The organism is Agrobacterium sp. 20P9.1.2, assembly GCF_057799395.1.
The window spans coordinates 634,623-659,860 of the sequence record NZ_JBYOKI010000001.1; the positions used below are offsets into that span (position 1 = coordinate 634,623).

Annotated in this window: 20 protein-coding genes; 12 read left to right on the forward strand and 8 right to left on the reverse strand. The window is 58.7% G+C overall.

The window, feature by feature from the left end; genetic code table 11:
• Window positions 1–4: 4 nt before the first annotated feature.
• The 3 genes from glyS (at window position 5) to AC27VJ_RS03045 (ending at window position 3,615) form a co-directional block, all read left to right on the forward strand.
• Window positions 5–2,338 carry a glycine--tRNA ligase subunit beta gene (gene glyS / locus AC27VJ_RS03035; protein ID WP_488682746.1) on the forward strand — a complete coding sequence of 778 codons (2,334 nt, stop codon included), beginning with the start codon at window positions 5–7 and terminating at the stop codon, window positions 2,336–2,338.
• Between the two features lie 220 nt (window positions 2,339–2,558).
• A complete protein-coding gene (locus AC27VJ_RS03040; protein WP_488682747.1) occupies window positions 2,559–3,080 on the forward strand; it encodes a 2-thiouracil desulfurase family protein in 522 nt (173 codons plus the stop codon).
• Window positions 3,081–3,141: 61 nt separating this feature from the next.
• Complete coding sequence (locus AC27VJ_RS03045; protein WP_488682748.1) at window positions 3,142–3,615, forward strand: VOC family protein; 474 nt, start codon at window positions 3,142–3,144, stop codon at window positions 3,613–3,615.
• Window positions 3,616–3,882: 267 nt separating this feature from the next.
• Here the strand turns inward: AC27VJ_RS03045 and AC27VJ_RS03050 are convergent, their stop codons facing one another.
• From AC27VJ_RS03050 to purD, 3 genes are all read right to left on the reverse strand, one after another.
• Window positions 3,883–5,712 (reverse strand): methyl-accepting chemotaxis protein, encoded by a 1,830-nt coding sequence (locus tag AC27VJ_RS03050; protein ID WP_113088680.1) that lies wholly within the window; start codon window positions 5,710–5,712, stop codon window positions 3,883–3,885.
• A 272-nt stretch (window positions 5,713–5,984) separates the two neighbouring features.
• Complete coding sequence (locus AC27VJ_RS03055) at window positions 5,985–6,452, reverse strand: plant virulence effector HPE1-like domain-containing protein (RefSeq protein ID WP_488682749.1); 468 nt, start codon at window positions 6,450–6,452, stop codon at window positions 5,985–5,987.
• 110 nt (window positions 6,453–6,562) lie between these two features.
• Window positions 6,563–7,840, reverse strand: a complete 1,278-nt coding sequence (gene purD / locus AC27VJ_RS03060; RefSeq protein WP_488682750.1) for a phosphoribosylamine--glycine ligase — start codon at window positions 7,838–7,840, stop codon at window positions 6,563–6,565.
• 173 nt (window positions 7,841–8,013) lie between these two features.
• On the opposite strand from purD, the gene AC27VJ_RS03065 reads away from it, so the two are divergent.
• From AC27VJ_RS03065 to ubiA, 4 genes are all read left to right on the forward strand, one after another.
• Window positions 8,014–10,326 (forward strand): Tex family protein, encoded by a 2,313-nt coding sequence (locus tag AC27VJ_RS03065; protein ID WP_488682751.1) that lies wholly within the window; start codon window positions 8,014–8,016, stop codon window positions 10,324–10,326.
• A gap of 380 nt (window positions 10,327–10,706) precedes the next feature.
• The gene (locus AC27VJ_RS03070) at window positions 10,707–11,963 is read left to right on the forward strand and encodes a cyclopropane fatty acid synthase (protein WP_488682752.1); all 1,257 of its coding nucleotides are present in this window, start codon (window positions 10,707–10,709) and stop codon (window positions 11,961–11,963) included.
• A gap of 106 nt (window positions 11,964–12,069) precedes the next feature.
• Entirely contained in the window at window positions 12,070–12,867 is a 798-nt protein-coding gene (locus AC27VJ_RS03075) for a MipA/OmpV family protein (protein WP_353576056.1), read from the forward strand.
• A 57-nt stretch (window positions 12,868–12,924) separates the two neighbouring features.
• On the forward strand, window positions 12,925–13,878 hold the full coding sequence (gene ubiA / locus AC27VJ_RS03080; protein WP_488682753.1) for a 4-hydroxybenzoate octaprenyltransferase: 954 nt from the start codon (window positions 12,925–12,927) through the stop codon (window positions 13,876–13,878).
• 63 nt (window positions 13,879–13,941) lie between these two features.
• On the opposite strand, the gene AC27VJ_RS03085 is transcribed toward ubiA, so the two are convergent.
• From AC27VJ_RS03085 to AC27VJ_RS03100, 4 genes are all read right to left on the reverse strand, one after another.
• On the reverse strand, window positions 13,942–14,508 hold the full coding sequence (locus AC27VJ_RS03085; RefSeq protein ID WP_113088675.1) for a DUF6101 family protein: 567 nt from the start codon (window positions 14,506–14,508) through the stop codon (window positions 13,942–13,944).
• Window positions 14,509–15,046: 538 nt separating this feature from the next.
• On the reverse strand, window positions 15,047–16,477 hold the full coding sequence (locus tag AC27VJ_RS03090; protein WP_488682754.1) for an FAD-binding oxidoreductase: 1,431 nt from the start codon (window positions 16,475–16,477) through the stop codon (window positions 15,047–15,049).
• A 20-nt stretch (window positions 16,478–16,497) separates the two neighbouring features.
• On the reverse strand, window positions 16,498–17,475 hold the full coding sequence (locus AC27VJ_RS03095) for an L-threonylcarbamoyladenylate synthase (protein WP_488682755.1): 978 nt from the start codon (window positions 17,473–17,475) through the stop codon (window positions 16,498–16,500).
• 105 nt (window positions 17,476–17,580) lie between these two features.
• Window positions 17,581–18,189 carry a DUF6656 family protein gene (locus AC27VJ_RS03100; RefSeq protein ID WP_113088673.1) on the reverse strand — a complete coding sequence of 203 codons (609 nt, stop codon included), beginning with the start codon at window positions 18,187–18,189 and terminating at the stop codon, window positions 17,581–17,583.
• Window positions 18,190–18,512: 323 nt separating this feature from the next.
• On the opposite strand from AC27VJ_RS03100, the gene AC27VJ_RS03105 reads away from it, so the two are divergent.
• The 4 genes from AC27VJ_RS03105 (at window position 18,513) to AC27VJ_RS03120 (ending at window position 22,137) form a co-directional block, all read left to right on the forward strand.
• Window positions 18,513–19,757 (forward strand): aromatic ring-hydroxylating oxygenase subunit alpha, encoded by a 1,245-nt coding sequence (locus AC27VJ_RS03105; protein ID WP_488682756.1) that lies wholly within the window; start codon window positions 18,513–18,515, stop codon window positions 19,755–19,757.
• Window positions 19,758–19,768: 11 nt separating this feature from the next.
• Window positions 19,769–20,842: an FAD-binding oxidoreductase gene (locus AC27VJ_RS03110; RefSeq protein WP_488683177.1), complete on the forward strand. Its 1,074-nt coding sequence runs from the start codon at window positions 19,769–19,771 to the stop codon at window positions 20,840–20,842.
• A gap of 106 nt (window positions 20,843–20,948) precedes the next feature.
• Window positions 20,949–21,416 carry a BA14K family protein gene (locus tag AC27VJ_RS03115; protein ID WP_488682757.1) on the forward strand — a complete coding sequence of 156 codons (468 nt, stop codon included), beginning with the start codon at window positions 20,949–20,951 and terminating at the stop codon, window positions 21,414–21,416.
• 226 nt (window positions 21,417–21,642) lie between these two features.
• On the forward strand, window positions 21,643–22,137 hold the full coding sequence (locus tag AC27VJ_RS03120) for a BA14K family protein (RefSeq protein WP_353576063.1): 495 nt from the start codon (window positions 21,643–21,645) through the stop codon (window positions 22,135–22,137).
• A 59-nt stretch (window positions 22,138–22,196) separates the two neighbouring features.
• Here AC27VJ_RS03120 and AC27VJ_RS03125 read toward each other — a convergent pair whose 3' ends face one another.
• Window positions 22,197–23,192, reverse strand: a complete 996-nt coding sequence (locus AC27VJ_RS03125) for a transporter (protein ID WP_488682758.1) — start codon at window positions 23,190–23,192, stop codon at window positions 22,197–22,199.
• Window positions 23,193–23,445: 253 nt separating this feature from the next.
• On the opposite strand from AC27VJ_RS03125, the gene AC27VJ_RS03130 reads away from it, so the two are divergent.
• The gene (locus tag AC27VJ_RS03130; protein WP_488682759.1) at window positions 23,446–25,230 is read left to right on the forward strand and encodes an acyl-CoA dehydrogenase; all 1,785 of its coding nucleotides are present in this window, start codon (window positions 23,446–23,448) and stop codon (window positions 25,228–25,230) included.
• Window positions 25,231–25,238 lie beyond the last annotated feature (8 nt).

Here is a 25,238-nt window from a genome sequence, read left to right on the forward strand (position 1 = left end):
AGATATGCCTGATCTTCTGCTCGAACTTCGCTCCGAGGAAATCCCCGCCCGTATGCAGCGCAAGGCGGCTGGTGATTTGAAGAAGCTTGTCACTGATGCGCTGGTGGAACGAGGGTTGACCTATGAGGGTGCGCGCGAATATTGGACGCCGCGCCGCCTGACGCTGGATATTCGCGGGCTGAATGCGCGCTCTGCCGATGTGCGCGAAGAAAAGAAAGGCCCCCGCACGGATGCCAATGAAAAGGCCATCGAGGGCTTTTTGCGTGGCGCGGGTCTCAGCGATATTTCGCAGGCGCAGGTCGTGTCCGACCCGAAGAAGGGTGATTTCTATATCGCCATCGTCAACAAGCCCGGTCGTGCGGCAGAAGAGATCATTGCCGAAGTGATGCCCGGCATCATCAGGGGCTTTGCATGGCCAAAATCCATGCGCTCCGGCCCGGCCTCCATGCCGAAGGGTTCGAGCTATGGCGGCATCGAGGGCAAGGGTTCGGAGAGCCTTCGCTGGGTGCGCCCGCTGCAATCCATCGTCTGCCTGTTCGGCCCCGAACATGACGAAACGCAGGTCATTCCCTTCGAGATCGATGGCATCGTGGCCGGCAATGTGACCTATGGTCACCGTTTCCACGCGCCTGAGGCCATCACCGTGCGCCGCTTCGAGGACTATGTATCGAGCCTCGAAAAGGCCAAGGTCATCTTGGATGCGGAGCGCCGCAAGGACATCATTCTGCACGATGCCAAGGACTTGGCTTTCGCCAACGGCCTCGACCTTGTGGAAGACGAAGGCCTTCTGGAAGAGGTCTCCGGCCTCGTGGAATGGCCGCAGGTGCTGATCGGCACGTTTGAGGAAGATTACCTCGAAATCCCCGCCGAAATCATCCGCCTGACAATCAAGACCAACCAGAAATGTTTCGTTACCCGCCCTCAAGGCGCGACGGAAGGCCTGTCCAATCGCTTCATTCTGGTCTCCAACATCGAAGCCAAGGATGGCGGCAAGGAAATCATGCACGGCAACGGCAAGGTCGTGCGCGCCCGCCTGTCGGATGCCAAGCATTTCTGGACCCGTGATCAGGGCGATCTGCCGGACCTTGAGACGCTGAAAGATTCCGCCGCAAAGTTCGACCTTGATCTGAAAAAGCCGCTAGATCAGCGCATGGCCAAGCTCGATGCGCTGAACGTCACATTCCACGCCAAGCTTGGGACGCAGGGCGAACGCGTCGCCCGCATCCGCGAACTGGCCAAGCAGCTTGCCCCGGTGATCGGTGCCGATGCAGCCCTCGTAGATCGCGCTGTGGTTCTGGCCAAGGCCGACCTGCGCACCGAAGCCGTCGGAGAATTCCCTGAATTGCAGGGTCTTATGGGCCGCAAATACGCAGCGCGTCAGGGTGAACCATCATCAGTCGCCGCCGCGATCGAAGATCATTGGAAGCCCAATGGTCCTTCTGACCGCCTGCCCGAAGATAAGGTTGGCCTCACCGTGGCACTCGCCGACAAGCTCGACACCCTCGTCGGCTTCTGGGCCATCGATGAAAAGCCTACGGGTTCGAAAGACCCGTTTGCGCTGCGCCGCGCGGCTTTAGGTGTGGTGCGGATGATTTTGGAGCGGAATATTCGGCTGCCTATTTTAGCAATGATCTACCTATCTCAAAAAGAGATATTTAAGAAAATTCAAGCTGAGGCCGTTTTTGTTCGTGAAGACAATAAAATTACTTCGGAGCCTTTCGAGTTCGCCGATGAGAATGCTTTTTCCTTAACTCGACGTCAGGACACCGGTAAAGAAACAGCACTTGCGGGGAATTATGAGTCATTCGCTGATCAAAGAAGGGCTCTCCTCTCCTTCTTCCACGATCGCCTGAAAGTCTACCTCCGCGATCTCGGCGCCCGCTACGATCTCATCGAAGCCGTGCTCACGCCTGAGACCGACGATCTCCTCATGGTCGCCCGTCGGGTCGAAGCGCTGACGGCTTTCGTGACGGATCAGGATGGCATCAACCTTCTGGCCGGCACCAAACGCGCCACCCAGCTTCTGGCTGCGGAAGAAAAGAAGGGCACCGTGGTAGCGAACAGCGTTTCGGAGGAGCTGCTGAAGCTCGACGCCGAAAAGGCGCTCTTTGCTGCCATCAAGACCGCCTCTGCCGATGCCGCCAAGGCAGTCGAGGCGGAAGACTTCCGTGCCGCCATGCAGGCGCTCTCGACGCTGCGCGCACCGGTCGATAAGTTCTTCGAGGACGTGCTGGTCAACGACGAAGACAACTCCATCCGCGCCAATCGCCTTGCCCTGCTCAAGGCCATCCGCGAAGCGACGGGGACGGTTGCGGACTTCTCGAAGATCAGTGGATGAGTTGGATAAAGGGGGCGTTGTGCGTGTGGCTCACCCCCCTCTGTCCTGCCGGACATCTCCCCCACAAGGAGGGAGATTGGCTGGGCGGACGCTCTGCGGTTCATCCGCACCGACACCACGAAACGCGTTCGCAACGTGCGAGATGGTCGAACGCTATCCGCGGTCGATCTCCCCACCTGTGGGGGAGATGCCCGGCAGGGCAGAGGGGGGCTAGCCGCACGTGAAAACATCTAACGATCAGCCTACTAAAATTCTCATCAGCGCCTGCCTCCTCGGCCATGCCGTACGTTACGACGGCAAGGGCAAGCCTCTTTCGCATCCGGCCATCGAGCGATGGAAAAACGAGGGCAGGCTGGTGACCATCTGTCCGGAGATGGCGGGTGGCATGCCGGTGCCGCGTCCGCCTGCGGAAATCGAGGGTGGGGCCTCCGGGCTCGATGTGCTGGAGGGCCGCGCCCGGGTGATCGAAATCACCGGCGGTGATGTGACGGCGCAGTTCATTGCGGGAGCGGAAAAGGCGCTGGCTTTCGCCAAGGACAATGGCTGCCAATACGCGTTGTTGATCGATGGCAGTCCGTCCTGCGGGTCAGTCGCGGTATATGACGGCTCTTTTTCGGGCCGCAAACATGCGGGCAATGGCGTCACCGCTGCATTGTTTCAGCAGGCGGGCATCGCAGTTTTTTCGGACACGGACATCGATGCGCTTGTCGCAGCGACAGAGCGGTCTTCGCCATCTGACTAGGAACGTCGCCGTTTCTGCTGCATAATCTGCCTGCCATATAAAATTCAGGGAGGGATGCACGATGGCCAAGAATACGATTTGCGTCTGGTATGACAAGGATGCGGAAGCTGCTGCCCGCTTTTATGCGCAGGTGTTTCCAGATAGCGCAGTGACGGCCGTGCATCGCGCGCCGGGTGATTACCCCGCTGGCAAGGAAGGCAATGTGCTGACCGTGGAGTTCACCGTCGCCGGTGTCGCCTGCATCGGCCTGAACGGCGGCCCTATGTTCAAGCACACCGAAGCTTTTTCCTTCCAGATTTCAACGGAAGATCAGGAAGAAACCGACCGCTACTGGAACGCCATCGTCGGCAATGGCGGGCAGGAGAGTGATTGCGGCTGGTGCAAGGACAAATGGGGCATTTCCTGGCAGATCACCCCGCGTGTGCTGATGGAGGCAATAGCCGCGGGTGGCGAGGAGGCGAAGCGGGCTTTCGAGGCCATGATGACGATGAAGAAGATCGATGTGGCGAAGATCGAAGCGGCGCGGCGGGGGTAAGTGAGGGCGGACCTGTGCCGAGAAGTGGTAGCTCGTGCGGTCACCTTAAGTTCCGTCTTCCCGCACTTGATGCGGGATCCAGGCGACCCAAGTCATTGGGTTGAAAGAGTCTTTCGCACCGCAGACGCGGCGCTGCTGGGTACCGGGTCAAGCCCGGTATGACGGAAGATAGGGTTGTGCTCCATAGGTCGGCCGCCCAGCACCTACCCATGAAAAAACGCCGAGGATCTCTCCCCGGCGTCCATTTAAAAATATCCCGCTAAGCGATCAGCTTGCCATCCGCATCTGCTGCGCCATGCCGTGCAGGCTGCCATTCTGCGAGCTGGAGACGCGGAAGGTGCGGATGAGGTTCAGCAGTTCCTCCGTGTCGGCGGCCAGTGCCTCGGCAGAGGCCGTGGTTTCTTCGGCCATCGCGGCATTGTGCTGGGTGGCGGCATCCAGCTGGTTGAGCGACGACGAGATGGAGCGCAGTGTGCTGTCCTGCTCGGCAGCCGAATGGGCAATCTTGCTAACGATTTCGCTCGAAGATTTGATCTGGTTGGAGATGCGTTTCAGCGCATCGCCTGCCTCGCCCACCAGACGAACGCCATTTTCCACCTGCGTCGAGGAGCGGGCGATCTGCGTCTTGATTTCCTTGGCTGCTGCTGCGGATTTCTGGGCCAGTTCGCGCACTTCCTGGGCAACGACGGCAAAGCCCTTGCCTGCTTCGCCCGCACGGGCGGCTTCCACGCCCGCATTCAGAGCCAGAAGGTTGGTCTGGAAGGCGATGTCATCAATGACGCCGATGATTTTGGAAATCTCTTCGGCTGATTGTTCGATGCCGCTCATCGCGCCGATGGCTTCTTCCACGATCTGGTCGCTGCGGTTCGCATCTGTGCTGATCGAGGTTACGCGCTTTGATGCTTCCGATGCGCCATCTGCGGTCTGGCGCACGGCAACCGTAAGCTCGTCCAGCGCCGCCGACGTTTCCTCAAGGCTTGCAGCCTGCCGCTCCGTGCGCTGCGAAAGTTCGTTGGAGGCCTTGCGGATTTCATCCTTGGAACCGCCGATATCGATGCTCTTGGCGTTGACCTTGGCCATGGCCGCATCCAGCTGCGAGAGCGCTTCGTTGAAATTGTCGCGCAGGTCGGCGTAGCGGGAGCCCAGATCGTGGCAGCGAACCGTCAGGTCGCCTTGCGCCAGCTGTTCCAGTGCAGAGCCGATGGTTGCGACGACGCGGGCCTGAAGGGCTGCTTCGTCGCGCTGCATGTCGAGATTGGTCTGGCGCTCGCTGTCCAGCTGCAATTGCTGCTCTTCCTGACGCTGCTGCATCATGTGGCGCTCGCGCACCTTCTGTTGCAGCGCCTGGGTTGCTTTGGCCATCAGGCCGATTTCGTTCTTCATGCCGGTGTGGGGAATGGCCAGATCGACATTCTCGTTCGCGACTTCGCCCAGCGCCTTGTGCAGGTCATCAAGCGGTCTGGAGATGCCGCGAATAACCACCCAGGCAGCGGCAAGGCCCAGCAGAAACACGCCGACGCCAACCGAGATGGCGTTGATGATGGTGGAGCGAACCTGTGCCTGAAGGTCATCGACGTAAACGCCTGTCACGACCACGACCTGCCAAGGCTCGAACGCCATGGCGTAAGAGCTTTTCAGAAAATTGTCGCCTTCCGCGCCTGGCTTGGGACCATAGAAGCTGGTTTCGCCGCCGCCCGCGCGGCCCAGACGAACCAGTTCGTCGCGGTAGTTGAAGCCCTGGCTGTCCGGTTTGCCCTTGTAGCTTTGCCCGACGCGCTTGGCTTCCGGGTGAAACAGCATCTTCACATCGTAATCATAGCCGAACATGTAGCCGTCAGGCGTGTATTTCATGGCGGTGACGATTGCGAAGGCCTGTGCCATGGCCTGCTCGCGGGTCAACGTGCCAGCCTTTTCCTTGTCGTAGAAGGATTGCAGGATGGAGATGGAGGACTGCACCTGCGTGCGCAGCATTCCATAGCGCTCTTCATAAATGGCGTTGACGGACGATCTGATCTGGAAGTAGGTCGCAAGGGTAAATGCCGCCATCAGCGCCACCACAAGCAGGATCAATTGTCGGGAAATCGGCAAATTTTTCATAAGAGCTCACAGGGCTACAGCGCCGCTGCAAGGGTGCAGCAGGACGATTTTGAAATCTTCTAGGAATAAGCGCCTGATGCGCAATACAGGTGCATATCATCGCACCATCTGCGACAGATGAAGCTTTAGAAATTTGAATAAATATTTAAGTTTTACCCGACAACGAAGGGTCTGGAGAAAATAATTTGCGTTTTGTCAGAAATATGACAAATTTCTTCCATCGTTAGTTGCCGATAATATTCGAACGTGACTCTGGATGGTTGCTTTCGCATTTATTGTTGAGACTGGCGCAAAGTCAGGCCATCCAGCGATAATGGCGTGGTCGTGTCTGCGGCCACGGGAATGACGGCCTCATTGTTGATGACGTTTTCCACGGCGGAAGTCTTGACCAGCGCATCGATGGTCGTTGGCTGTTCGGCGGCCACGGCATTGGCATCTTCGGATGGAAGCCATGCGGGATTGTTGCTGACATAGGTCACGGGCGAACCGCCAAGCCAAGCTTCGCGGCGCACGATCTGCTTCTTTCCATGGACATCACGAATGGAAATATCCTGCGTGCCAGGTGCCAGTGTGGGGGCGGTTTCCGCGCGCGGCTTAACCTTGGCCGGTGGGCAGGCTTCGCATTGAACGGAAATGACGCTGTGGTTTGCAGCGCGGTTTCCGCGGATGACTTCGATGGAGGAAGCCATGGCAGAACTGCTTGCCAGCACGATTGTCACTGTCAGCAAAATCTTGCGCATAAAAACCCCCGTTTCCCACAGCCATTCTGCTGCGTTGACGGGTGGGATTTTACCGGAACTTCCTTTCCATAGGGTCAGGAATTTTGGTAAATATTGAACGAAATCCGGTGCTATCGATCTTGTTTTTCGCGGGCCACGGCCTGCCAGCCAATGTCGCTGCGGTTGAAACCATTGTCCCATTTTACCTCTTTGGCGAGGGCGTAGGCACGGGCTTGGGCTTCCGTTACGGTCTTGCCGAAGGCCGTCACGTTCAAAACGCGACCGCCGGTGGCAACCAATTGGCCGTCTTTCAGCGCCGTGCCAGCATGAAACACCTTGGCGCCTTCGCGTGCATCTGGGACATGGTCAATCGGCGTGTTCTTGTCATAAGACGCAGGGTAGCCCTTGGAGGCGAGAACGATGGTCAGCGCCGCATCGTCGCGCCATTCTGCGGTCACCCGATCCAGCGTGCCGGTGGCCGTGGCATAGAGGATGGGCAGCAGGTCGCTCTTCAGGCGCATCATCAGCACCTGACACTCAGGGTCGCCGAAACGGACATTGTATTCGATCAGTTCAGGGCCTTTGGCGGTGATCATCAGGCCCGCAAAAAAAACGCCGGAAAACGGGTTGCCATCCTGCGCCATGCCTTTGATCGTCGGTTCGATGATCTCCTTCATCGTTCGCTCGACCATTTCGGGTGTCATGACCGGGGCAGGGGAGTAAGCGCCCATGCCGCCGGTGTTGGGGCCGGTATCGCCATCGCCCACGCGCTTGTGGTCCTGCGCAGTGGCCAGCGCCAGAGCGGTTTTGCCATCGGAAAGGCAAAAGAAGCTTGCTTCTTCGCCATCCAGGAAGGCTTCGACAACGACTTCCGCACCGGCGGCGCCAAACGCGCCGTCAAAGCATTCGTCAATCGCGGCAAGCGCCTCGGCTTCCGTCATCGCAACCGTCACGCCCTTGCCAGCCGCCAGACCATCCGCCTTGATGACGATGGGTGCACCCTGTTCGCGCACATAGGCCTTAGCCGGTTCGGCAGACTTGAAGCGCTGGTAGGCGCCGGTTGGGATGTCATAACGGGCGCATAAATCCTTGGTGAAGCCCTTGGAGCCCTCAAGCTGTGCTGCGGCCTTGGACGGGCCGAAGGTGGCTATGCCAGCGGCGCGCAGATCATCCGCAAGTCCGGCGACCAGTGGTGCTTCCGGTCCGACGACCACGAAGTCGATGGAATTCTCCTGACAGAAGGCGATGACCGCAGGATGATCTTCCACGTTGAAGTTAACCAGCGTCGCATGGTCGGCAATGCCGGGGTTGCCGGGGGCGGCATAGAGCTTCGTCAGCAGGGGAGACTGGGCGATTTTCCATGCCAGCGCATGTTCGCGTCCGCCGGAACCGATCAACAGAACATTCATGGTCGACACCCCTGTCATCTCGCGTTTTCTCGTGATGCTGGGGCGTTAAGGGCCAAGGGCTGAAAGGTCAAGCGCAACCCATGCTTTTCTGTGGAATCGCGGAAGCTTCTTGTTGTCATGCCATAATCAGCATCTATGTTCGGGCAGATTTTTAAAACAGTTCAGAGAACCATATGTCCGCAGATAATGCCCGCATCGCCCCGACAATCGCTTCCGAGATCAATGCCCGCGCCGAACAGGTCAAGGCGGCGATTGCGCTGCTGGATGAAGGTGCGACCGTTCCCTTCATCGCCCGCTATCGTAAGGAAGTGACCGGCGGGCTTGATGATACCCAGCTTCGCACGCTGGCGGAACGGCTGTCCTATCTGCGCGAACTCAACGCCCGCCGCGCCTCGATTGTCGATTCCATCACCGGTCAGGACAAGATGACCGATGAGCTGATGGTCAAGATCGTCTCGGCCACGACGAAGGCGGAACTCGAAGACCTTTACCTTCCCTACAAGCCCAAGCGCCGCACCCGTGCCGAGATTGCCCGTGAGCGAGGACTCGGGCCGCTGGCACAGGCCATCTGGGATGATCACGCCGCCGATCCGGCCAAGCTGGCGCAGGCCTATGTTCAGGGCGAGGTCGCGGATGTGAAGGCGGCGCTCGAAGGCGCACGCGACATTGTGGCCGAAACCATGACTGAGAATGCCGATCTCTTGAAGCGGCTGCGTGATTACATGCGCCACAACGCCACCTTCCGCGCCAAGGTCGTGGACGGCAAGCAAGCGGCGGGCGAGAAATTTTCCGATTACTTCGAGCACTCCGAAAAATGGGCCACCGTGCCGGGCCACCGCGCGCTCGCCATGCTGCGCGGCTGGAATGAGGAAGTGCTGACGCTGACGATCGATGTCGATGCGGATGATCCATCACCCGTCAAACCGGCGCAGCGCACCATTGCCAGCGCCTTCGATATCCGCAGCGCTGGTCCGGCTGATGTGTGGCTGATGGAAGTCGCGGGCTGGACATGGCGCGTGAAGCTTTCCATGTCGCTTTCGCTCGACCTGATGCGCGAATTGCGCGAGCGGGCGGAAGAAGAGGCCATCCACGTCTTTGCCCGTAACTTGAAGGATTTGCTGCTGGCAGCCCCCGCCGGTTCGCGCGCCACCATGGGTCTCGATCCGGGCATCCGCACCGGCGTCAAGGTGGCGATTGTGGATGGCACCGGCAAGCTGCTGGAGACCACCACTGTCTACCCATTCCCGCCCAAAAACGATATTCGCGGCACGCAGGCGGAACTCGCAAGCCTGATCCGCAAGCACAATGTCGAGCTGATTTCCATCGGCAACGGCACTGGCAGCCGTGAAACGGAACGTCTGGTGGCGGACATGCTGGGCCAACTGACCGGCGCAAAGCCCACCAAGGTTATCGTCTCGGAAGCCGGTGCGTCGATTTATTCCGCCTCGGCCAGTGCCGCTGCCGAATTCCCCAATCTGGACGTTTCGTTGCGCGGTGCCGTCTCCATCGCCCGCCGTCTGCAAGACCCGCTGGCGGAACTGGTGAAGATCGAGCCCAAGTCCATCGGTGTTGGCCAGTACCAGCACGATGTCGATCAGGGCAAGCTTTCGCGCTCGCTGGACGCTGTCGTGGAAGATGCGGTGAACGCTGTCGGCGTCGATCTCAACACGGCGTCGGCTCCGCTTCTGTCGCGGGTTTCCGGCCTTGGCGCATCGATTGCCGACGCCATCGTTCTGCACCGCGACCAGACAGGGCCCTTCGCTAGCCGCAAGGAACTGCTGAAGGTTCCGCGTCTGGGACAGCGCACATTCGAACAATGCGCGGGCTTCCTGCGCATTCCCAATGGCAAGGAGCCGCTGGATTCGTCCTCCGTGCACCCGGAAGCCTATGGTGTTGCCAAGAAGATCGTCGCCGCCTGTGGCCGTGACTTGCGTTCGGTGATGGGTGATAGCGCGGCGTTGAAGTCGTTGGACCCGAAACAGTTCATCGATGAGCAGTTCGGTCTGCCGACCGTCAAGGACATCATTGCCGAACTGGAAAAGCCGGGCCGCGACCCGCGCCCGAGCTTCAAGACTGCGACCTTTGCCGATGGTGTGGATGAAATCACCGACCTGAAACCCGGCATGGTGCTGGAAGGCACGGTGACGAATGTCGCCGCCTTCGGCGCTTTCGTGGATATCGGCGTGCATCAGGACGGCCTCGTTCACGTCTCGCAGCTTGCAGACCGCTTCATCAAAGACCCGCATGAGGTGGTGAAGGCTGGCGACGTTGTGAAGGTCCGCGTGGTGGAAGTGGACGTGAAGCGCAAGCGCATCGGGCTGACCATGCGCAAGGATGGTGGGGAGGCGGCTCCGCAGCCGATGCGCGAAAAGGGCAACGCTAACGCCATGCGGCATGCTAGTGCAAAGCCGCAGACGCGCAACGATACGTCGCAACCCGGTGGGGCATTGGCGGCGGCTTTGGCTGAGGCGATGAAGAAGCGGTGAGGGGTGAAACGCCTTCTTTCAGGGTGTGCGGGACGCGGATTGAGAGGGAAGTGGGTGTGGCTTACCCCCCTCTGCCCTGCCGGGCATCTCCCCCACAAGGAGGGAGATTGGCTGGGCGCACGGCCCCCACTCAGCCGCAGCGTTCGAGATGGCCGCGAACTATCCACGAGTCGATCTCCCCACCTGTGGGGGAGATGCCCGGCAGGGCAGAGGGGGGTAAGCCACACCCACCACCCTTTCCATCCTTCAACCCCAAAACAACCCAAAAAACCAATCTGAAATCATTCAATATTTTTGAAAATACCCCCGCTTGAAACTTTGCATGAAAGCGGTAGCTTAGCATTCAATTGATAAGTGAGACTTAGCTTATTGGGGGTGAAATGGCCTCGTCTTTGCATGCTCTGCTTGGAAAAATAGTCAAGACCGGCAATCTGGTCGTTACCGGCCCGGGAGGGCTGCAGGTTTACGGTGATGGCACGGGAAAACGGGTCGGCCTCAACTTTACCGATGATGCGGCGATGGACGAGATTGCCGCCGATCCCGCGCTGAAGTTAGCGGAAATGTTCATGGAAGGGCGCATGGCTGTCGTTGAAGGCGACATCTATGACTTTCTGGCGCTGATCAAAAGCAACACGCTGAGCGAAGCCCTGACTTTCGGCATGATCTGGCGCGGCATGGCGCGCATTATCGCGGCCCGCATCAAGATGCATCTGCCGGTCAATCACAACAAGGACAATGTCGCACACCATTACGATCTCAGTGCCAAGCTGTTCGATCTGTTTCTGGACGAGGACTGGCAATATTCCTGCGCCTATTTCAACCCGCCGGGCATCAGCCTGTACGAAGCGCAGGTCGCCAAGAAGCGGCACATCGCGGCCAAGCTGATGCCGGAACCAGGCCAGCGCATTCTCGAAATCGGCTCCGGCTGGGGCGGTATGGCCATGTATCTGGCCGAAAGCTCCGATGTGGATGTGACAGGTATTACGCTGAGCGAAGAGCAGTTGCGGGTCTCACGCGACCGGGCGCAGAAACGCGGGCTGGCGGATAAGCTGCGTTTCGAATTGCAGGATTACCGCTATCTGTCTGCCGCGCAACCTTTTGACCGCATCGTTTCGGTTGGCATGTTCGAACATGTCGGGCCAACCCATTACCGCGAATATTTCAGCAAGGCGGCGGAATTGCTGGATGAAAACGGCGTGATGGTGGTGCATTCCATCGGTCAGCCCTATCCGGCGCTAGCGACCAATCCCTTCATCGAAAAATATATTTTCCCCGGCGGCTATATCCCCTCGCTGGCAGAGGTTTTGCCAGCGGTGGAAAAATCGGGCCTGCTGGTGCGGGATATCGAAATCCTGCCGATGCATTACGCCCATACGCTGCGCAAATGGCGCGAACGGTTCGTGGCGAACAAGGCAGAGGCGGTTGCCATTTATGACGAACGTTTCTTCCGCATGTGGGAGTTCTATCTGGCCGGGTCAGAAATGGCCTTCACGCATGAGAACTTCCACATTTTCCAGATTCAGTTGGCCAAACGCGGAGATGTGGTGCCTGATAATCGCGACTATATTGCCAAAAACGAGGCGCGATTGCTGGAATTCGAGAAGACGCGACCACCGCTGGAAAAGGTGAGCTTTTAAAAAGCCGCAAAGGCGTCCAGATTTCGCCCTGCTGGTTAACAGGATGGAAACGGAATCTCTCTAATTCTACAGACCTCCAATGTATTGCGTTTTTCGGGGTCTTGTTATGGTCAGTTCAAAGACGGTGATTGCCGCCTGTGTGTTTTCGCTTTTTGCCGCTGGCCAAGCCTCGGCTGATGGCTGGTTTTCCGGCGACTGGTATTTGAAGCTGGGTGGAAAAGGGTTTTCCGCACCGAAATATCAGGGTGATAACAAGAACGAATTCCGTTTCGCACCCATCATCGCTCTCGGTCGTGCAGGGCAGGGTGCCCGTTTCACCTCGCAGAACGACAGTGCGTCGGTCGCCCTTCTCGACAATGGCCCGATCAGCATGGGTATTGCAGGCCGGTTCGTGCCATCGCGCGATTCAGGCGATTCCCGTGATCTGACCGGCATGCGCTCCATCAAATGGGGCGCGGAAGTCGGCGGTTTTGCCGAAGCCTATCCCACTGACTGGCTGCGCATTCGCGGTGAAGCGCGCCAGGGCATTCGCAGCCACACGGGTATCGTGGCCGATCTGTCTGCCGACGTCTTTACCGATCTGACGCCGGATATTCAGATTTCGGCTGGCCCGCGTGCCACATGGGTCACCAAAAAATACAATGAGCGCTATTACGGCGTCGATTCCGCGCAGTTCGCAGCCGGTGCACCTTCGCCCTATTCGCCGGATGGCGGCCTGCATTCGGTGGGCGTCGGTGCGGCCATCAACTGGAAAGTCACCGAGAAGGCAGAGATCGGTTCCTTTGCCGAATATCGCCGCCTGATGGGTGATGCGGGCGACAGCACGCTGGTCAGCGAGCGCGGCTCCAAAAACCAGTTCGTGGTCGGCGTTCAGGCCAGCTACAAGTTCGGCTTCGGCCTCTGAGAGCCGTCTGATCGCTTTTGCTTGACGCTTCGTAAATGCCAAGCGTAGAACGCTGGCATGGTTGACCAAAGCGATCTTTCCGGCCGCGTCTCTGACGCGCCATCCAACAATTGGGTCTATCGGATGTTGCCGAGGACCCTTTGGCCCTATGCGCAACTGGCCCGCTGGGACCGCCCCATCGGCTGGGAATTGCTGATGTGGCCGTGCTTTTGGTCGGCGGCGATGGCGGCCAATGCCGCGATGCATCTCGGCACCTTCTCATGGAGCCTTCTGCTCTTTCATCTCTTCCTGTTTTTTGCCGGTTCGGTCGCCATGCGCGGTGCGGGCTGCACCTATAATGATCTGGTCGATCACAAGATCGATATGGCGGTGGCGCGCACCCGCTCACGGCCCCTGCCATCCGGCCGGGTCAGCCGTGAACAGGCGAAGATTTTCATTGTCATTCAGGCGCTGGTCGGGCTTGCGGTGCTGTTGTGCTTCAACAGTTTTGCCATTCTCGTCGGCCTGTCGTCGCTGGTCTTCGTGGCGATCTATCCCTTCGCCAAGCGCTTCACCAACTGGCCGCAGTTTTTTCTCGGCCTTGCCTTTTCCTGGGGCGCGCTCATGGGCTGGGCGGGTCAATTCGGGTCGCTATCCGTCTCGCCGGTTCTGCTGTACGTCGGTGCTATCGCCTGGACGATCGGTTATGACACAATCTACGCCCATCAGGATCGAGAAGACGACACGGCAGCCGGCATCGGTTCCACCGCGCTTTTGTTCGGAGACAGGACACATGGCTGGCTGATCGGTCTTTATGGCACAGCCTTGGTCTTCATCTTTCTGGCGTTCCTGATGGCGGGTGTTAACTGGATCGGCTATCTTGGCCTCTTCGTTTCCGCCTTCCTGCTGTTTCGGCAGGTAAAGGTGCTGGATATCAATAATGTCGAACAATGCCTGGCGCTGTTCAAATCCAACAACCGTGTTGGGCTGTTGATTTTTGCCGGTCTGCTTTTGCCGCTGGTGATTGGCTGATACGAAAAACCCGGCTGCGTCTTTCAACGCGCCGGGTTTTTCTTTTATCCGCAGCATGGTGGATCAGCTGCGGGCGATGATTTCCTTGCCCTGAATGCGCATGGTCATGCCCAGCGAACCGGTGCTGCGGCGCACAAGGAAGCGCGGGCGGCGGTCTGCGAAATAGGAATGACGGCGGCGCGGGCGGGTGGTCTCGGTGCGGACATTGCCGAGATGATCTTCCAGCGGACGGGCAACGCCATCTGCTTCGACCATCAGCATGGGAATGCGATACTTTTCCGACCAGCTGCGCCAATCGGCAGCGATGTCGCACAGGTCGTGCGCCACCAGCAGCGGAATGCAGAGGTCTGGATCGTCGTGGTGAAGTTCGAGCGTCACGGTGACCTGTCCGTCACCATGGTCGATGGCGCGGGCAGCAACACCCTTGAAGGCGCGTGCCGGAAGCGCGAAAGAAAGCGGAAGGCCGCTGGAGTTCAAAACTTTGCGAAGGACTGCGCCGCGCTCGTCGAGCGTGATAGCGACATCGGCTGAACCCTTGTCCTTACCGTAGGTGAGCTGCTGCGGAAACCGCGTTGGGTCTAACCGGAGAGTAGCGCCTGCCCATTCGGGCTTCAGAACAGTGTTGGTCATATCATGCTATCCTTGTTTTACCTGAGAGCCGTTTCATGGTCTCGTCCGGGACTTTTCGTCCTCTGATAGGGAGAAGATAGCGGGCGCTTGTTCGATACAGCTTAAAAATCGAGGTTAAGAAAACTTTGCATTCCCAAATGGTTAGCAAAACGCAGCCTGATAGGGTTTCGAATTCCTGAATTGATACGCAGGCCTTTGAGCCAGCGCGCACAGCAATATTGCCCATCCCCGTCACCCCGTTTGGTTGCGGTGCACGGCATTGCTGCCGCGCAACCCCTGCGTTTGAACTACGTTGCGCAGGGGAAGTCGGTTTCGACAATTGCCAAAAAGCTGAAAGCCAAAAATGAGCGGGGATTAGGTGGTCAGCGGGGAATTTGTGATCGGATGCGCAGCGGCGCTCAATCTCTTCCGTGATACCGGCCTTTGAGCCAATATGATGCAGCACAGGGTTTGCGACGCGGAAGAGTCTTTTGCGATCAGAGACTTGATCGCACTGGATACCGGGTCGAGCCCGGTATGACGGTTTTGGTGTTGAGTCCTATATTTTAACAACCTTGCCGGGGTTCATGACACCCGCCGGGTCGAAGGCTATCTTGATTCGGCGCATCAGGTCCATTTCGATACCGGGGCGGATATCGGCAAGCTCGTCACGTTTTAACTGACCGATGCCGTGTTCGGCAGATATCGAACCGCCGTGGGAAAGCACGATCCCGTGGACGATGTGGTTGATCTCGCGCCAGCGGGCGATGAACTCGGCCTTGTCCGCACCAACTGGCTGGGAGATGTTGTAATGGATATTGCCATCGCCCAGATGACCGAAGGCGCAGATGCGCGCGCCGGGAATGGCCTGCAACACGCCAGCTTCGGCTTCCGCCATGAAGTCAGGGATTTTCGAAACAGGCACGGACACGTCATGCTTGATGGAGCCGCCTTCCGGCTTTTGCGCATCGGACATGCTCTCGCGCATGTGCCACAGTGCCTGACGCTGCGCTTCGGAGGCGGCAATCACCGCATCCTGCACGATACCGGCTTCAAAACCTTGCTCCAGCAGGGTTTCGATCATTGTCTGCGCCGTTTCTGCGGTGTCAGAGGTCGAGACGTCGATCAGCGCATACCACGGATGCGGCGTTTCCAAGGGATCGCGCACGCCGGGAATGTGCTTTGCGGTGAACTCGATGCCAATGCGCGGCATCAGTTCGAAGCCGGTCAGCGCCGCACCGCACAGCGTCGAGGCGCGATCGAACAGGGTAAGGGCATCTGCTGGCGAGTTGAGACCGGCAAAGGCCACTTGATGGCCTTTAGGCTTCGGGAAGAGTTTCAGCACGGCACCGGTGATAACACCGAGCGTGCCCTCCGAGCCGATGAAAAGATCGCGCAGATCGTAACCCGTATTGTCTTTCTTCAGGCGGCGAAGGCCGTTCCAGATTTCACCGGTCGGCAGAACGACCTCAAGGCCGAGGCACAATTGCCGCATATTGCCATAGGCCAGAACGGCGGTGCCGCCCGCATTGGTCGCGAGGTTTCCGCCGATGCGGCAGGAGCCTTGCGAACCGAGCGAAAGCGGGAACATCCGCTCTACCTTGTCAGCAGCCTGATGGACCGTATCCAGAATGCAGCCGCCATCCACGACGATGACATTGGCGACGGGGTCGATGTCGCGAACGCGGCTCATGCGCTCCAGTGACAGGATGACGTCGCTGGCATCGCTGCGGGGCGTCTGCCCGCCAACAAGACCGGTGTTACCCGTTTGCGGAACGATGGCCGTGCCGGTTTCACTGGCAAGTTTCATGATGGCGGCGACTTCTTCCGTCGTGGCCGGTTTCAGCAGCAGCGGCGAGGCACCTTTATAAAGGCCGCGATTTTCCACCAGATGCGGGGCGAGATCGGCCTGATCGCGCACGGCATTCTTCTCACCGACGATGGTCACGAAACGCTGGATCAGATCATCGGGCAGAGCAATCGTCGTCATGAGGTCCTCACGGGGATTTGTCAGGGGCGGGGGGCTGCGGCACGGGCCAGCCGGTCGTTGATGGCTTCGCCAAGCCCTGTCTCAGGAATGGGCGTAATCGCGATGCTACCAGCACCGCTGGCATCGGCGGTTTTGAGGTGATCAAAGAGATTGGTCGCCGCTTCCGCAAGATCGCCGCTGGCGCTGAGATCGAGAACGATTGCGGCACTTTCTTCCCCGGCAATAGGCTTGCCACCGAAACGGATCAGCGCCTCGCCTTTTTCGACGGAGACGGCGTTCAGCCGCACGGATGCGCCGGGCGCGTAATGTGAGGCCAGCATGCCGGGGGCTTCGATGGTTGCGGATGCCTTTTCCGGGCGGATGAGCGTGAGGCCGATGACCCGTTCGATCTCCCCTGCGACGAGCCCACCGGGCCGCAACAGCCTCACGGTGCCGTTGGCCTCTACCTTGACGATGGTGGATTCCACGCCAACCGGTGCCGAGCCGCCATCCAGGATTAGGCTGACCTTCTCGCCCAGATCCGCCTCCACATGGGCGGCACTGGTGGAGCTGATCTTGCCGGAACTGTTGGCGCTGGGAGCCGCCAGCGGCTTGCCGAAGGCGGCGATCAGGTCACTGGCGAAACCCTTGGGAATGCGGATACCGACCGTATCAAGTCCCGCCGTCGCTAGCGCATGGATCATGCTTTCCGGTTTCAGCGGCAGGATGAGTGTCAGCGGTCCCGGCCAGAACGCTTCCGCCAGCTTGCGCGAGATCGGATCGAAGATCGCATAGTTTTCTGCCATGGCGATGTTGGCCATATGGCAGATCAGCGGGTTGAACTGCGGGCGGCCCTTGGTTTCGTAGATGCGGGTAATGGCGACGGGGTTGGTTGCATCGGCGGCAAGGCCATAGACCGTCTCTGTCGGAATGGCGACCGGATGGCCGGACGACAGCACATCGACGGCGTCGCGAAGCGCCGTCTGCCTGTCCTGCTCGATGTGAATATGACGCGCCATAAATGCTGCACCCAATGATGCGCGTCGCTGACAAGCTCCGCACGGTTTTGCGCGGCATGCTTTAGAGGTTTTCAACCGGCTTGGAAAGCCGTTTGCGGCGCAGGCTTAGAGTGTGCGGATGAACTTGCGCATTTCGTTGGAGCGCGTACCCAGCATCAGCACGTTCTTCAGTGCGATTTTCGGGTCGCTGGTGCGAAACAGCAGACCATCGCGGTGCACGGATTTGTTGATCTGCACCGTTTTGTCACCGGCCATATCCATGGCGATGGCGAAATACATGCGCGACTGGCGCGGATCGATATTTTCGAAGAATTGCTCGTCGCCGCACAGTTCGGAAAAGAAATTGGCAAAGTAGAAGGAAAACAGCACCGGTGTCTTCGCATCGAAACTGGTGCGGGATGCCGTTACATGGCAATAGCCCAGATGCGGGAGTTCTTCGATGGTGCGGTGAAACACCATTTTGGGAAAGCGGATCGAACTGTGAAAGGAATCAAGCCGGGAATGAGTCATTTCTCCGGCAGCCTGAAGCTTGCGACCGGTGATTTCCGCAACCTGATCATGCGTCAGATAGCGTGGTTCGCGGGGAACCCACTTTTCTTCGTAGCGGGCGATCTTGCCAGTGCGCAGGAAATCCGAATGAGCGGTTTTCGAACGTGTCGGAGCCGCCTTGCCTGCGTTCGCATCGAAGTAGCGGATTTGCGTTCCCTTCTCCATCGGGAGAACTCCTGTTGCCTGTCCCCATGTTTTTACGGGAAGGGGGTTAAAAATCCCTTGTTGCGGCATGGTAGATGTTAAGGATTGGCACCGGCGGCTTTCGTGTCATATTGCGACGGATTTTTCCGGTAAACGGAGAATAAGCCGCTGTTTTCCTAACGAAATTACGGGCTATTGCCTTTATGCGACATGTCGCAAATTGTCGCCAATGCGGAAGCCGATGTCGCTGTATGTGGTGCTGAAACGCGGTGCGAATGGTTAGATAATTCCGTGTGAAGCGGCATAGGACTGGAAGCTCGCCGCGACTTTTCGAGGACATGGCCATGGATTTGCGTGAAACCGTATTGCGCCAACTGAAAAACCGTCGTGAGGGCTTCACGCTGGAGCAGCCTTTCTACGTGGATCAGGACTATTTTCAGCTGGACATGGAAAACATCTGGTACCGCGACTGGCTCTTCGTGGCACATGATTGCGAAGTGCCGAAGGCTGGCACCTATCTAACCGTGCAGATCGGCGAATATGCCGTCGTCATCGTCCGCGGCAAGGATGGCACCATCCGCGCCTTTCACAATTCCTGCCGTCACCGCGGTTCGCGCGTCTGCACCAGCCAGAAAGGCCAGTCCGCCCGCCTCGTCTGTCCATATCACCAGTGGACCTATGATCTGGATGGCAAGCTTCTGTTTGCCCGCCACATGGGCGAGGATTTCAACAAGGAAAACTTCGGTCTGAAGCCAATCGCCTGCGAGACCGTCGCCGGTTACGTCTTCATCTGTCTGGCAAATGAGCCGATGGATTTTGCGCCGGTGCGCGCCGAAGTCGAAGCCTATATGGCGCCGCACCGCATCTGGGAGGCCAAGGTCGCCCATGAAAGCACCATCATCGAAAAGGGTAACTGGAAGCTGGTGTGGGAAAACAACCGCGAGTGCTACCATTGTGCCGCAAACCACCCGGAACTCTGCCGCACCTACCCTGAAAACCCCAGCGTTACCGGCACAGATGGCGGCGCGAGCGACCCGGAAATCGGCGGCCACTGGGCGCGCTGCGAAGCCGCCGGTCTGCCCAGCCGCTTCAAGATTGACCCCAAGGGCCAGTTCCGCGTGGCCCGCATGCCGCTGATCGGCGAGGCCGAGAGCTACACCATGTCCGGCAAGCGCGCCGTGCGCCGCCCGCTGTCTGACGATGTGACCATCGACCATATCGGTGCACTGCTTCTGTTCCACTACCCCACGACCTGGAACCACTTCCTGGGCGACCACCTGATTTCCTTCCGCGTGTTGCCGCTGGGGCCGCAGGAAACGCAGGTCACGACCAAATGGCTGGTGCACAAGGATGCCGTAGAGGGGGTGGATTACGATCTGGAAGACCTGACGCATGTCTGGAACGAGACCAACGATCAGGACCGCCGCATCGTCGAAGAGAACGCCTTCGGCATCCGCTCGCCTGCCTATGAGCCCGGCCCCTATTCGATGGAAGACGAAGGTGGCGTCATGCAGTTCGTCAACTGGTATTCCGATTTCATGATCGACCGTCTGTCGGGCGATAAGCAAAAACTCTCGGCTGTCGCATGACCGCGATCAACATGAAGACGACATACAAGCATATCGATGAAATGAAGCCGTGGAGCGACAAGCTCCATATGCTGGAATGCATTTCGGTGACGCCGGAAACGCCTGACGTGATGACCTTCCTGTTTCGCTCCGAAGGCCCGAACTGGTTCCGCTATCTGCCGGGCCAGTTCGTGACGCTGGAACTGCCGGTGGGGCCGGAGCCGTTGTTTCGCACCTATACGCTGTCGTCCAGTCCGTCGCGTCCTTATGCGCTGGCCGTCACCGTCAAGGCGCAGGCCACCAGCATCGGTACGCGCTGGATGTTCAATAACCTCAAACCCGGCATGCGCATTCGCGCGCTCGGGCCGCTGGGGGACTTTTCCTATGTGCGCCATCCGGGCGACAAGTATCTGTTCATCTCGGCAGGCTCGGGCGTCACGCCGATGATGTCGATGGTGCGCGATATGAGCGACCGCGCGCCGCAAAGCGATATCTCCTTCATCAACTGCTCGCGCTCCCCATCCGACATCGTGTTCCGACATGAGCTGGAATATCTCGCCCGCTTCATGCCCAACCTGTCGCTGGGCTTCATTGTCGAGAACTGCGGACGTACCGATCTCTGGTCGGGGCTGAAGGGTATGGTGGATAAGGCAAAGATCGCGCTGCTGTCGCATGATTTCATGGACCGCACCGTGTTCTGCTGCGGACCTGAGCCCTTCATGGCCGCTATTCGCTCCATGCTGGAAGCCTCCGGCTTCGATATGGCGCGCTATCATCAGGAAAGCTTCTCCCCGGCCATGCCATTTGCGGTTGGCGAAAGCGATCTGCCTGACGATGGCGAAGTGCTGGCCAAAATCGGCTTCACCCTGTCCGGCAAGGATGTTCCATGCCAGCCGGGCCAGACCATTCTGATGACGGCGCGTGCTGCTGGCGTGCGCATCGGAGCTGCCTGCGAATCCGGCATATGCGGCACTTGCCGGGTACTGAAGCTCTCGGGCGAAGTCGAGATGAGCCACAATGGCGGCATTCTCGATGAAGACATCGAGGAAGGTTATATCCTCGCCTGCTGCTCGCGCCCGCTGACGGATGTGCAAGTAGAAGCGTGATTATACTTGGTTCGATTTTGCACAATGGAACCAATAACGAATTTTCCCGTTAGTTGATCATCGAAGCGCGGTTTCAACGCGTAGTGTCATAACACGGAGGAAATTCATGCTGAATTTGCGCAAGACGAGCGTTGCTACAGCTCTTATCATGGTTTTGACGAGCTTTACGCCGTCTCAGGCATTCCAGGTCCCGCTTCCCATGCCGAAGCCTGTTCAGGCATCGACTGAGAATGTCGTGCAGGTGCAGTATCGCGACGGCGAACGCCGCTTCTATCGCGACCGTTCCTACCGTCACCGCGACCGTGACTTCCGCCGTCCTTCGCGTGAAGGCTATTACAACGGACATCGTGGCTACCGCGAATACCGCCGTGGCTACCGTCAGCATAATGGCTTCTGGTTCCCGCTCGCAGCATTCGCCACAGGCGCGATCATCGGTGGCGCAGCATCGCAGGCCCGTCCGTCTTACGGCAGCAGCCACCAGCAATGGTGTGCGAGCCGCTACCGTTCTTACCGCGCGTCTGACAATACGTTCCAGCCGAACAATGGCCCACGCAGACAGTGCGTTTCCCCATAAACTGAACGATTTCAAAGAAAGCCCGGCATATGTCGGGCTTTCTCTATTTTATTTATTGTGAGCCATCAAGTTAGTGTGAACACGTTGTTAATGCTGGGTTCAGATAGCCATTTATAATCTAATAACATATAAATAATCCCGCATTTCGTGGGAACCAATACACAAGAAGAACGTCGTTATTCACAATGTGCCGGCAGAGTATCCGGCCGTGGATGGAGGAAATCAGATGCAGAATTATATGAAAACTATTTGGGCTGCCGGCTTCTCGGTTCTCGCTGCTGCGGGCTCCGTCGTGCCTGCACAGGCCATGCCCATTTCCGTCACTCCGCCTGCGGTTGATAAGGCCGACACTGGCGTGGTGAATGTTCAGTACTGGCGTGATCGCGGTTACCGTCGTGACTATCGTCCGGGCTATTACGGTGGCCACCGTGGCTATCGCGAATATCGCCCTGGCTATCGCCACCACAATGGTTATTGGTTCCCACTGGCGGCCTTCGGTGCCGGTGCGATCATTGGCGGTGCGCTTGCCCAGCCGCGTGAAGTCTACCGCCCAGTGCCGGAATATCGCCCACGTCCGGTCTACCGTGCGGCTCCCCGCGCTGGCCTCAGCCAGAGCCATGTGAACTGGTGCTTCGGTCGCTACCGCTCTTACGATGCCTATAGCAACACGTTCCAGCCTTACAACGGCCCGCGTCAGACCTGCTATTCGCCCTACGGCTGATTGATTGATTACCTGAAGCGAGAAACGCCGTCCGGCTCCATCCGGGCGGCGTTTTGCATTTAGAGGATGCCGACCCGCCGCAGGATGACCCAGGCAAACAGGATCGAAGCCACGATAAAGCTCGCCGCATAGATCGTACCGCTTGTGCCTTCGGTAAAGGGCAGGGCGCCGGTGTTCATGCCGAAGAAGCCGGTGACCAGTGTCGGCGGCAGAAGAAACGCCGTCATTAGAGAGAGAATATAGAGATGTCGGTTGGTTTCGGAGGAGAGCTTCGAATCCACTTCTTCATGCAACAGTCTCGCCCGCTCCTGAAGCGCATAGACATCGTGATCGATGGATTCCAGCCGGCCGGTCAGCCGCGCAGCAATCTCTTCAAAGCCGAAAGGCATTTCCTCGTCATCCGCCGCGGACGCCCTGCGCATCAGGGTCAGCACCGTGCGCAAATGCCGGTGCAGGCGCACGACCGTACGGCGCACTGGCGCAAGCCTGCGGCGTTCATCGCGCGGGGTGCTGTCATAGACGAAGTCCTCGATGGCATTCAGCTCTTCTGTCGTTTCCATGACGAGCGCAATCAGGCTGCGCTGAAATTCCGCCACCAGCCCCTCAAAGACATGGGACGGCGTGGAGTAGCGCTTCGGGTTCTTATCGATGGCGGCTCGCAGCCGATCCACGGAGCGAAGCGGTTGAAGGCGCGTGGTGATGATGTAGCGTTCACCCAGCGCAAAATGCAGCCAGCCGATATCGCGGGTTTCCTGATCGAACTCGCGCTGGAAATCCACCAACGTTCCATAAAGCGCACCATCATCTACCACGATGGAGGGGTGGGTCTCATGGGTCGTCAGATTGCCTTTGATGCTCTCATCCAGCCCCTGCATGTTCTCCAGAAAGCTGGCAACCCGGCTATCTGCGAGATTGAGGTGTAGCCAGAAAAAACCGTCTTCCGTCTGAAGCTCGGCCAGTTGCACATCCGGCGCAAGCCGGGTGCAGGGCTCTATGCCGGGGCGAAAGCGATAGGCCCAGACGAGACCGGGAATGGCGGGATGCGGAATATCCATGGGCGTTATCCTGAACGGGCAATCGCGGCGGGCAGCGGTAAAATATCCCGCTTTTGCGACGATATCATGCAGACCAGAGTTTTGTGACAGTTTGATTACAAGTGCAGCGAATGCTGTGCGCAGTGGCCGCCGATGAATACGCGATGACAGGGAAGTTGATCGCAGTGCAACTTTTTCAAATTGACGTTTACGTAAAAATCATTTAGCCCCGAAGGCTATCGTATTGCAGGCAGACGCTTCGGGAGGAGGCAGGATGTATACCGCACCGGTCGACGATATCGCTTTTACGCTCAAACATGTGGCAGGTCTCAAATCAGCACTGGATGACGGCGCGTTCGGTGATCTCGACGAAGATACCGTCGATGCCATTCTTTATGAAGCCGGTCGTTTCGCCACGGATGAGGTCGCACCCCTTGCCGAGATTGGCGACAAACAAGGCTCCAAGCTGGTGGATAGCGCTGTGCGCACGCCGGATGGCTGGGCCGATCTCTACCGCCGCTGGGCAGAAGGCGGCTGGAACGGCCTGACCGCGCCGGAAGAATTCGGCGGGCAGGCGCTGCCGCATCTGCTGAATGTTGCTGCGCTGGAAATGTGGAACTCCGGTTCCATGGCCTTTGCTCTGTGCCCGACGCTCACCATGGGGGCAGTGGAAGCCATCGCGACCCACGGCAGCGACGATCTCAAGGCAACCTATTTGGAAAAGCTGGTGTCCGGCGTCTGGACCGGCACCATGAACCTGACCGAGCCGCATGCCGGCTCTGATCTCGCCGCGCTGAAATCGCGGGCAGAACGCGTCGGTGACGGCAGCTACCGCATCTTCGGTCAGAAGATTTTCATCACCTGGGGTGAACACGACGCAGCCGACAACATCATTCATCTGGTGCTGGCACGCCTGCCGGACGCGCCAGCGGGAACGCGCGGTATCTCGCTCTTCCTCGTGCCGAAATTTCTTCCCGATGCGGCGGGCAATCCGGGTGAACGCAACGACCTGTTCTGCCATGCGCTGGAACACAAGCTCGGCATTCACGGGTCTCCCACCTGCACGATGATTTTCGGCGATGGTCGCTACGGCGCTGAAAAGGGTGCCATCGGCTGGATTGTCGGTGAAGAGAACAAGGGCCTCGCCTGCATGTTCACCATGATGAACAATGCGCGTCTGGCTGTCGGCATGCAGGGTGTTGCCATCTGCGAAGCGGCGACGCAAAAGGCCATCGCCTATGCCAAGGATCGCACGCAGGGCAAGGCACCCGGCACCAAGGCGACCGGCATGAGCCCTATTATCGAACATCCCGATATTGCCAGAACATTGTTGACCATGAAGGCGCTAACTCAAGGGTCTCGCGCCATCTCGTTCTCCTGCGCCCACGCCATCGACATGAGCCACGCCAAGACGGATGCGACGGAGCGGAAATTCTGGCAGGAGCGTGCAGCCCTTCTTACGCCGATTGCAAAATCCTTCTCCACCGATGCCGGTGTGGACGTGGCATCGCTTGGCATTCAGGTCCATGGCGGCATGGGCTTCATCGAGGAGACGGGTGCTGCCCGTTACCTGCGCGACGCCCGCATTGCGCCGATTTACGAAGGCACCAACGGCATTCAGGCCATCGACCTCGTCATGCGCAAGTTGCCGCTTTCCGAGGGCGCGCAGGTTCGTGGTTTCATCGCGGAACTGAAGGAACAGGCGCAGGCCGTTCACGCCTCCAACACGCCAGAGCTTGGCGAGACGGGGCGTTATCTCGACCAGAGCATCACCGATCTGGAAGACGCAACCGAGTGGCTGCTGGATGCGGTCGCGAAGGGCGAAACATCGGCGGCGCTCGCCGGTGCCACGCCGTATCAGCGTCTGTTTGGACTTGCGCTGACGGGAGCCTATCTCGCCAAGGGTGTGCTGGCGTCGGTTGCTGACGGGCAGGGGGCGAGCCGCACAGCGCTGTGCCGCTTCACCGCCGAAAACCTGCTGGCGGAAACGTCTGCGCTGAAAGACCGCGTGATTTCGGGTGCCGCGAGCCTTGAAGCGGCTCGTGCCGTGCTGGGTTAAGGAGTTCC

Excerpts from the sequence above, each read along its gene's own strand:
- AC27VJ_RS03065 (WP_488682751.1), top strand. The coding sequence starts at position 8,014 with ATGTCCGCAGATAATGCCCGCATCGCCCCGACAATCGCTTCCGAGATC.
- purD (WP_488682750.1), bottom strand. The coding sequence starts at position 7,840 with ATGAATGTTCTGTTGATCGGTTCCGGCGGACGCGAACATGCGCTGGCA.
- AC27VJ_RS03085 (WP_113088675.1), bottom strand. The coding sequence starts at position 14,508 with ATGACCAACACTGTTCTGAAGCCCGAATGGGCAGGCGCTACTCTCCGG.
- AC27VJ_RS03075 (WP_353576056.1), top strand. The coding sequence starts at position 12,070 with ATGGTCAGTTCAAAGACGGTGATTGCCGCCTGTGTGTTTTCGCTTTTT.
- ubiA (WP_488682753.1), top strand. The coding sequence starts at position 12,925 with ATGGTTGACCAAAGCGATCTTTCCGGCCGCGTCTCTGACGCGCCATCC.
- AC27VJ_RS03100 (WP_113088673.1), bottom strand. The coding sequence starts at position 18,189 with ATGGAGAAGGGAACGCAAATCCGCTACTTCGATGCGAACGCAGGCAAG.
- AC27VJ_RS03130 (WP_488682759.1), top strand. The coding sequence starts at position 23,446 with ATGTATACCGCACCGGTCGACGATATCGCTTTTACGCTCAAACATGTG.
- AC27VJ_RS03110 (WP_488683177.1), top strand. The coding sequence starts at position 19,769 with ATGAAGACGACATACAAGCATATCGATGAAATGAAGCCGTGGAGCGAC.
- AC27VJ_RS03120 (WP_353576063.1), top strand. The coding sequence starts at position 21,643 with ATGCAGAATTATATGAAAACTATTTGGGCTGCCGGCTTCTCGGTTCTC.
- AC27VJ_RS03055 (WP_488682749.1), bottom strand. The coding sequence starts at position 6,452 with ATGCGCAAGATTTTGCTGACAGTGACAATCGTGCTGGCAAGCAGTTCT.
- AC27VJ_RS03105 (WP_488682756.1), top strand. The coding sequence starts at position 18,513 with ATGGATTTGCGTGAAACCGTATTGCGCCAACTGAAAAACCGTCGTGAG.
- AC27VJ_RS03045 (WP_488682748.1), top strand. The coding sequence starts at position 3,142 with ATGGCCAAGAATACGATTTGCGTCTGGTATGACAAGGATGCGGAAGCT.
- AC27VJ_RS03115 (WP_488682757.1), top strand. The coding sequence starts at position 20,949 with ATGCTGAATTTGCGCAAGACGAGCGTTGCTACAGCTCTTATCATGGTT.
- AC27VJ_RS03095 (WP_488682755.1), bottom strand. The coding sequence starts at position 17,475 with ATGGCGCGTCATATTCACATCGAGCAGGACAGGCAGACGGCGCTTCGC.
- AC27VJ_RS03050 (WP_113088680.1), bottom strand. The coding sequence starts at position 5,712 with ATGAAAAATTTGCCGATTTCCCGACAATTGATCCTGCTTGTGGTGGCG.
- glyS (WP_488682746.1), top strand. The coding sequence starts at position 5 with ATGCCTGATCTTCTGCTCGAACTTCGCTCCGAGGAAATCCCCGCCCGT.
- AC27VJ_RS03125 (WP_488682758.1), bottom strand. The coding sequence starts at position 23,192 with ATGGATATTCCGCATCCCGCCATTCCCGGTCTCGTCTGGGCCTATCGC.
- AC27VJ_RS03090 (WP_488682754.1), bottom strand. The coding sequence starts at position 16,477 with ATGACGACGATTGCTCTGCCCGATGATCTGATCCAGCGTTTCGTGACC.
- AC27VJ_RS03070 (WP_488682752.1), top strand. The coding sequence starts at position 10,707 with ATGGCCTCGTCTTTGCATGCTCTGCTTGGAAAAATAGTCAAGACCGGC.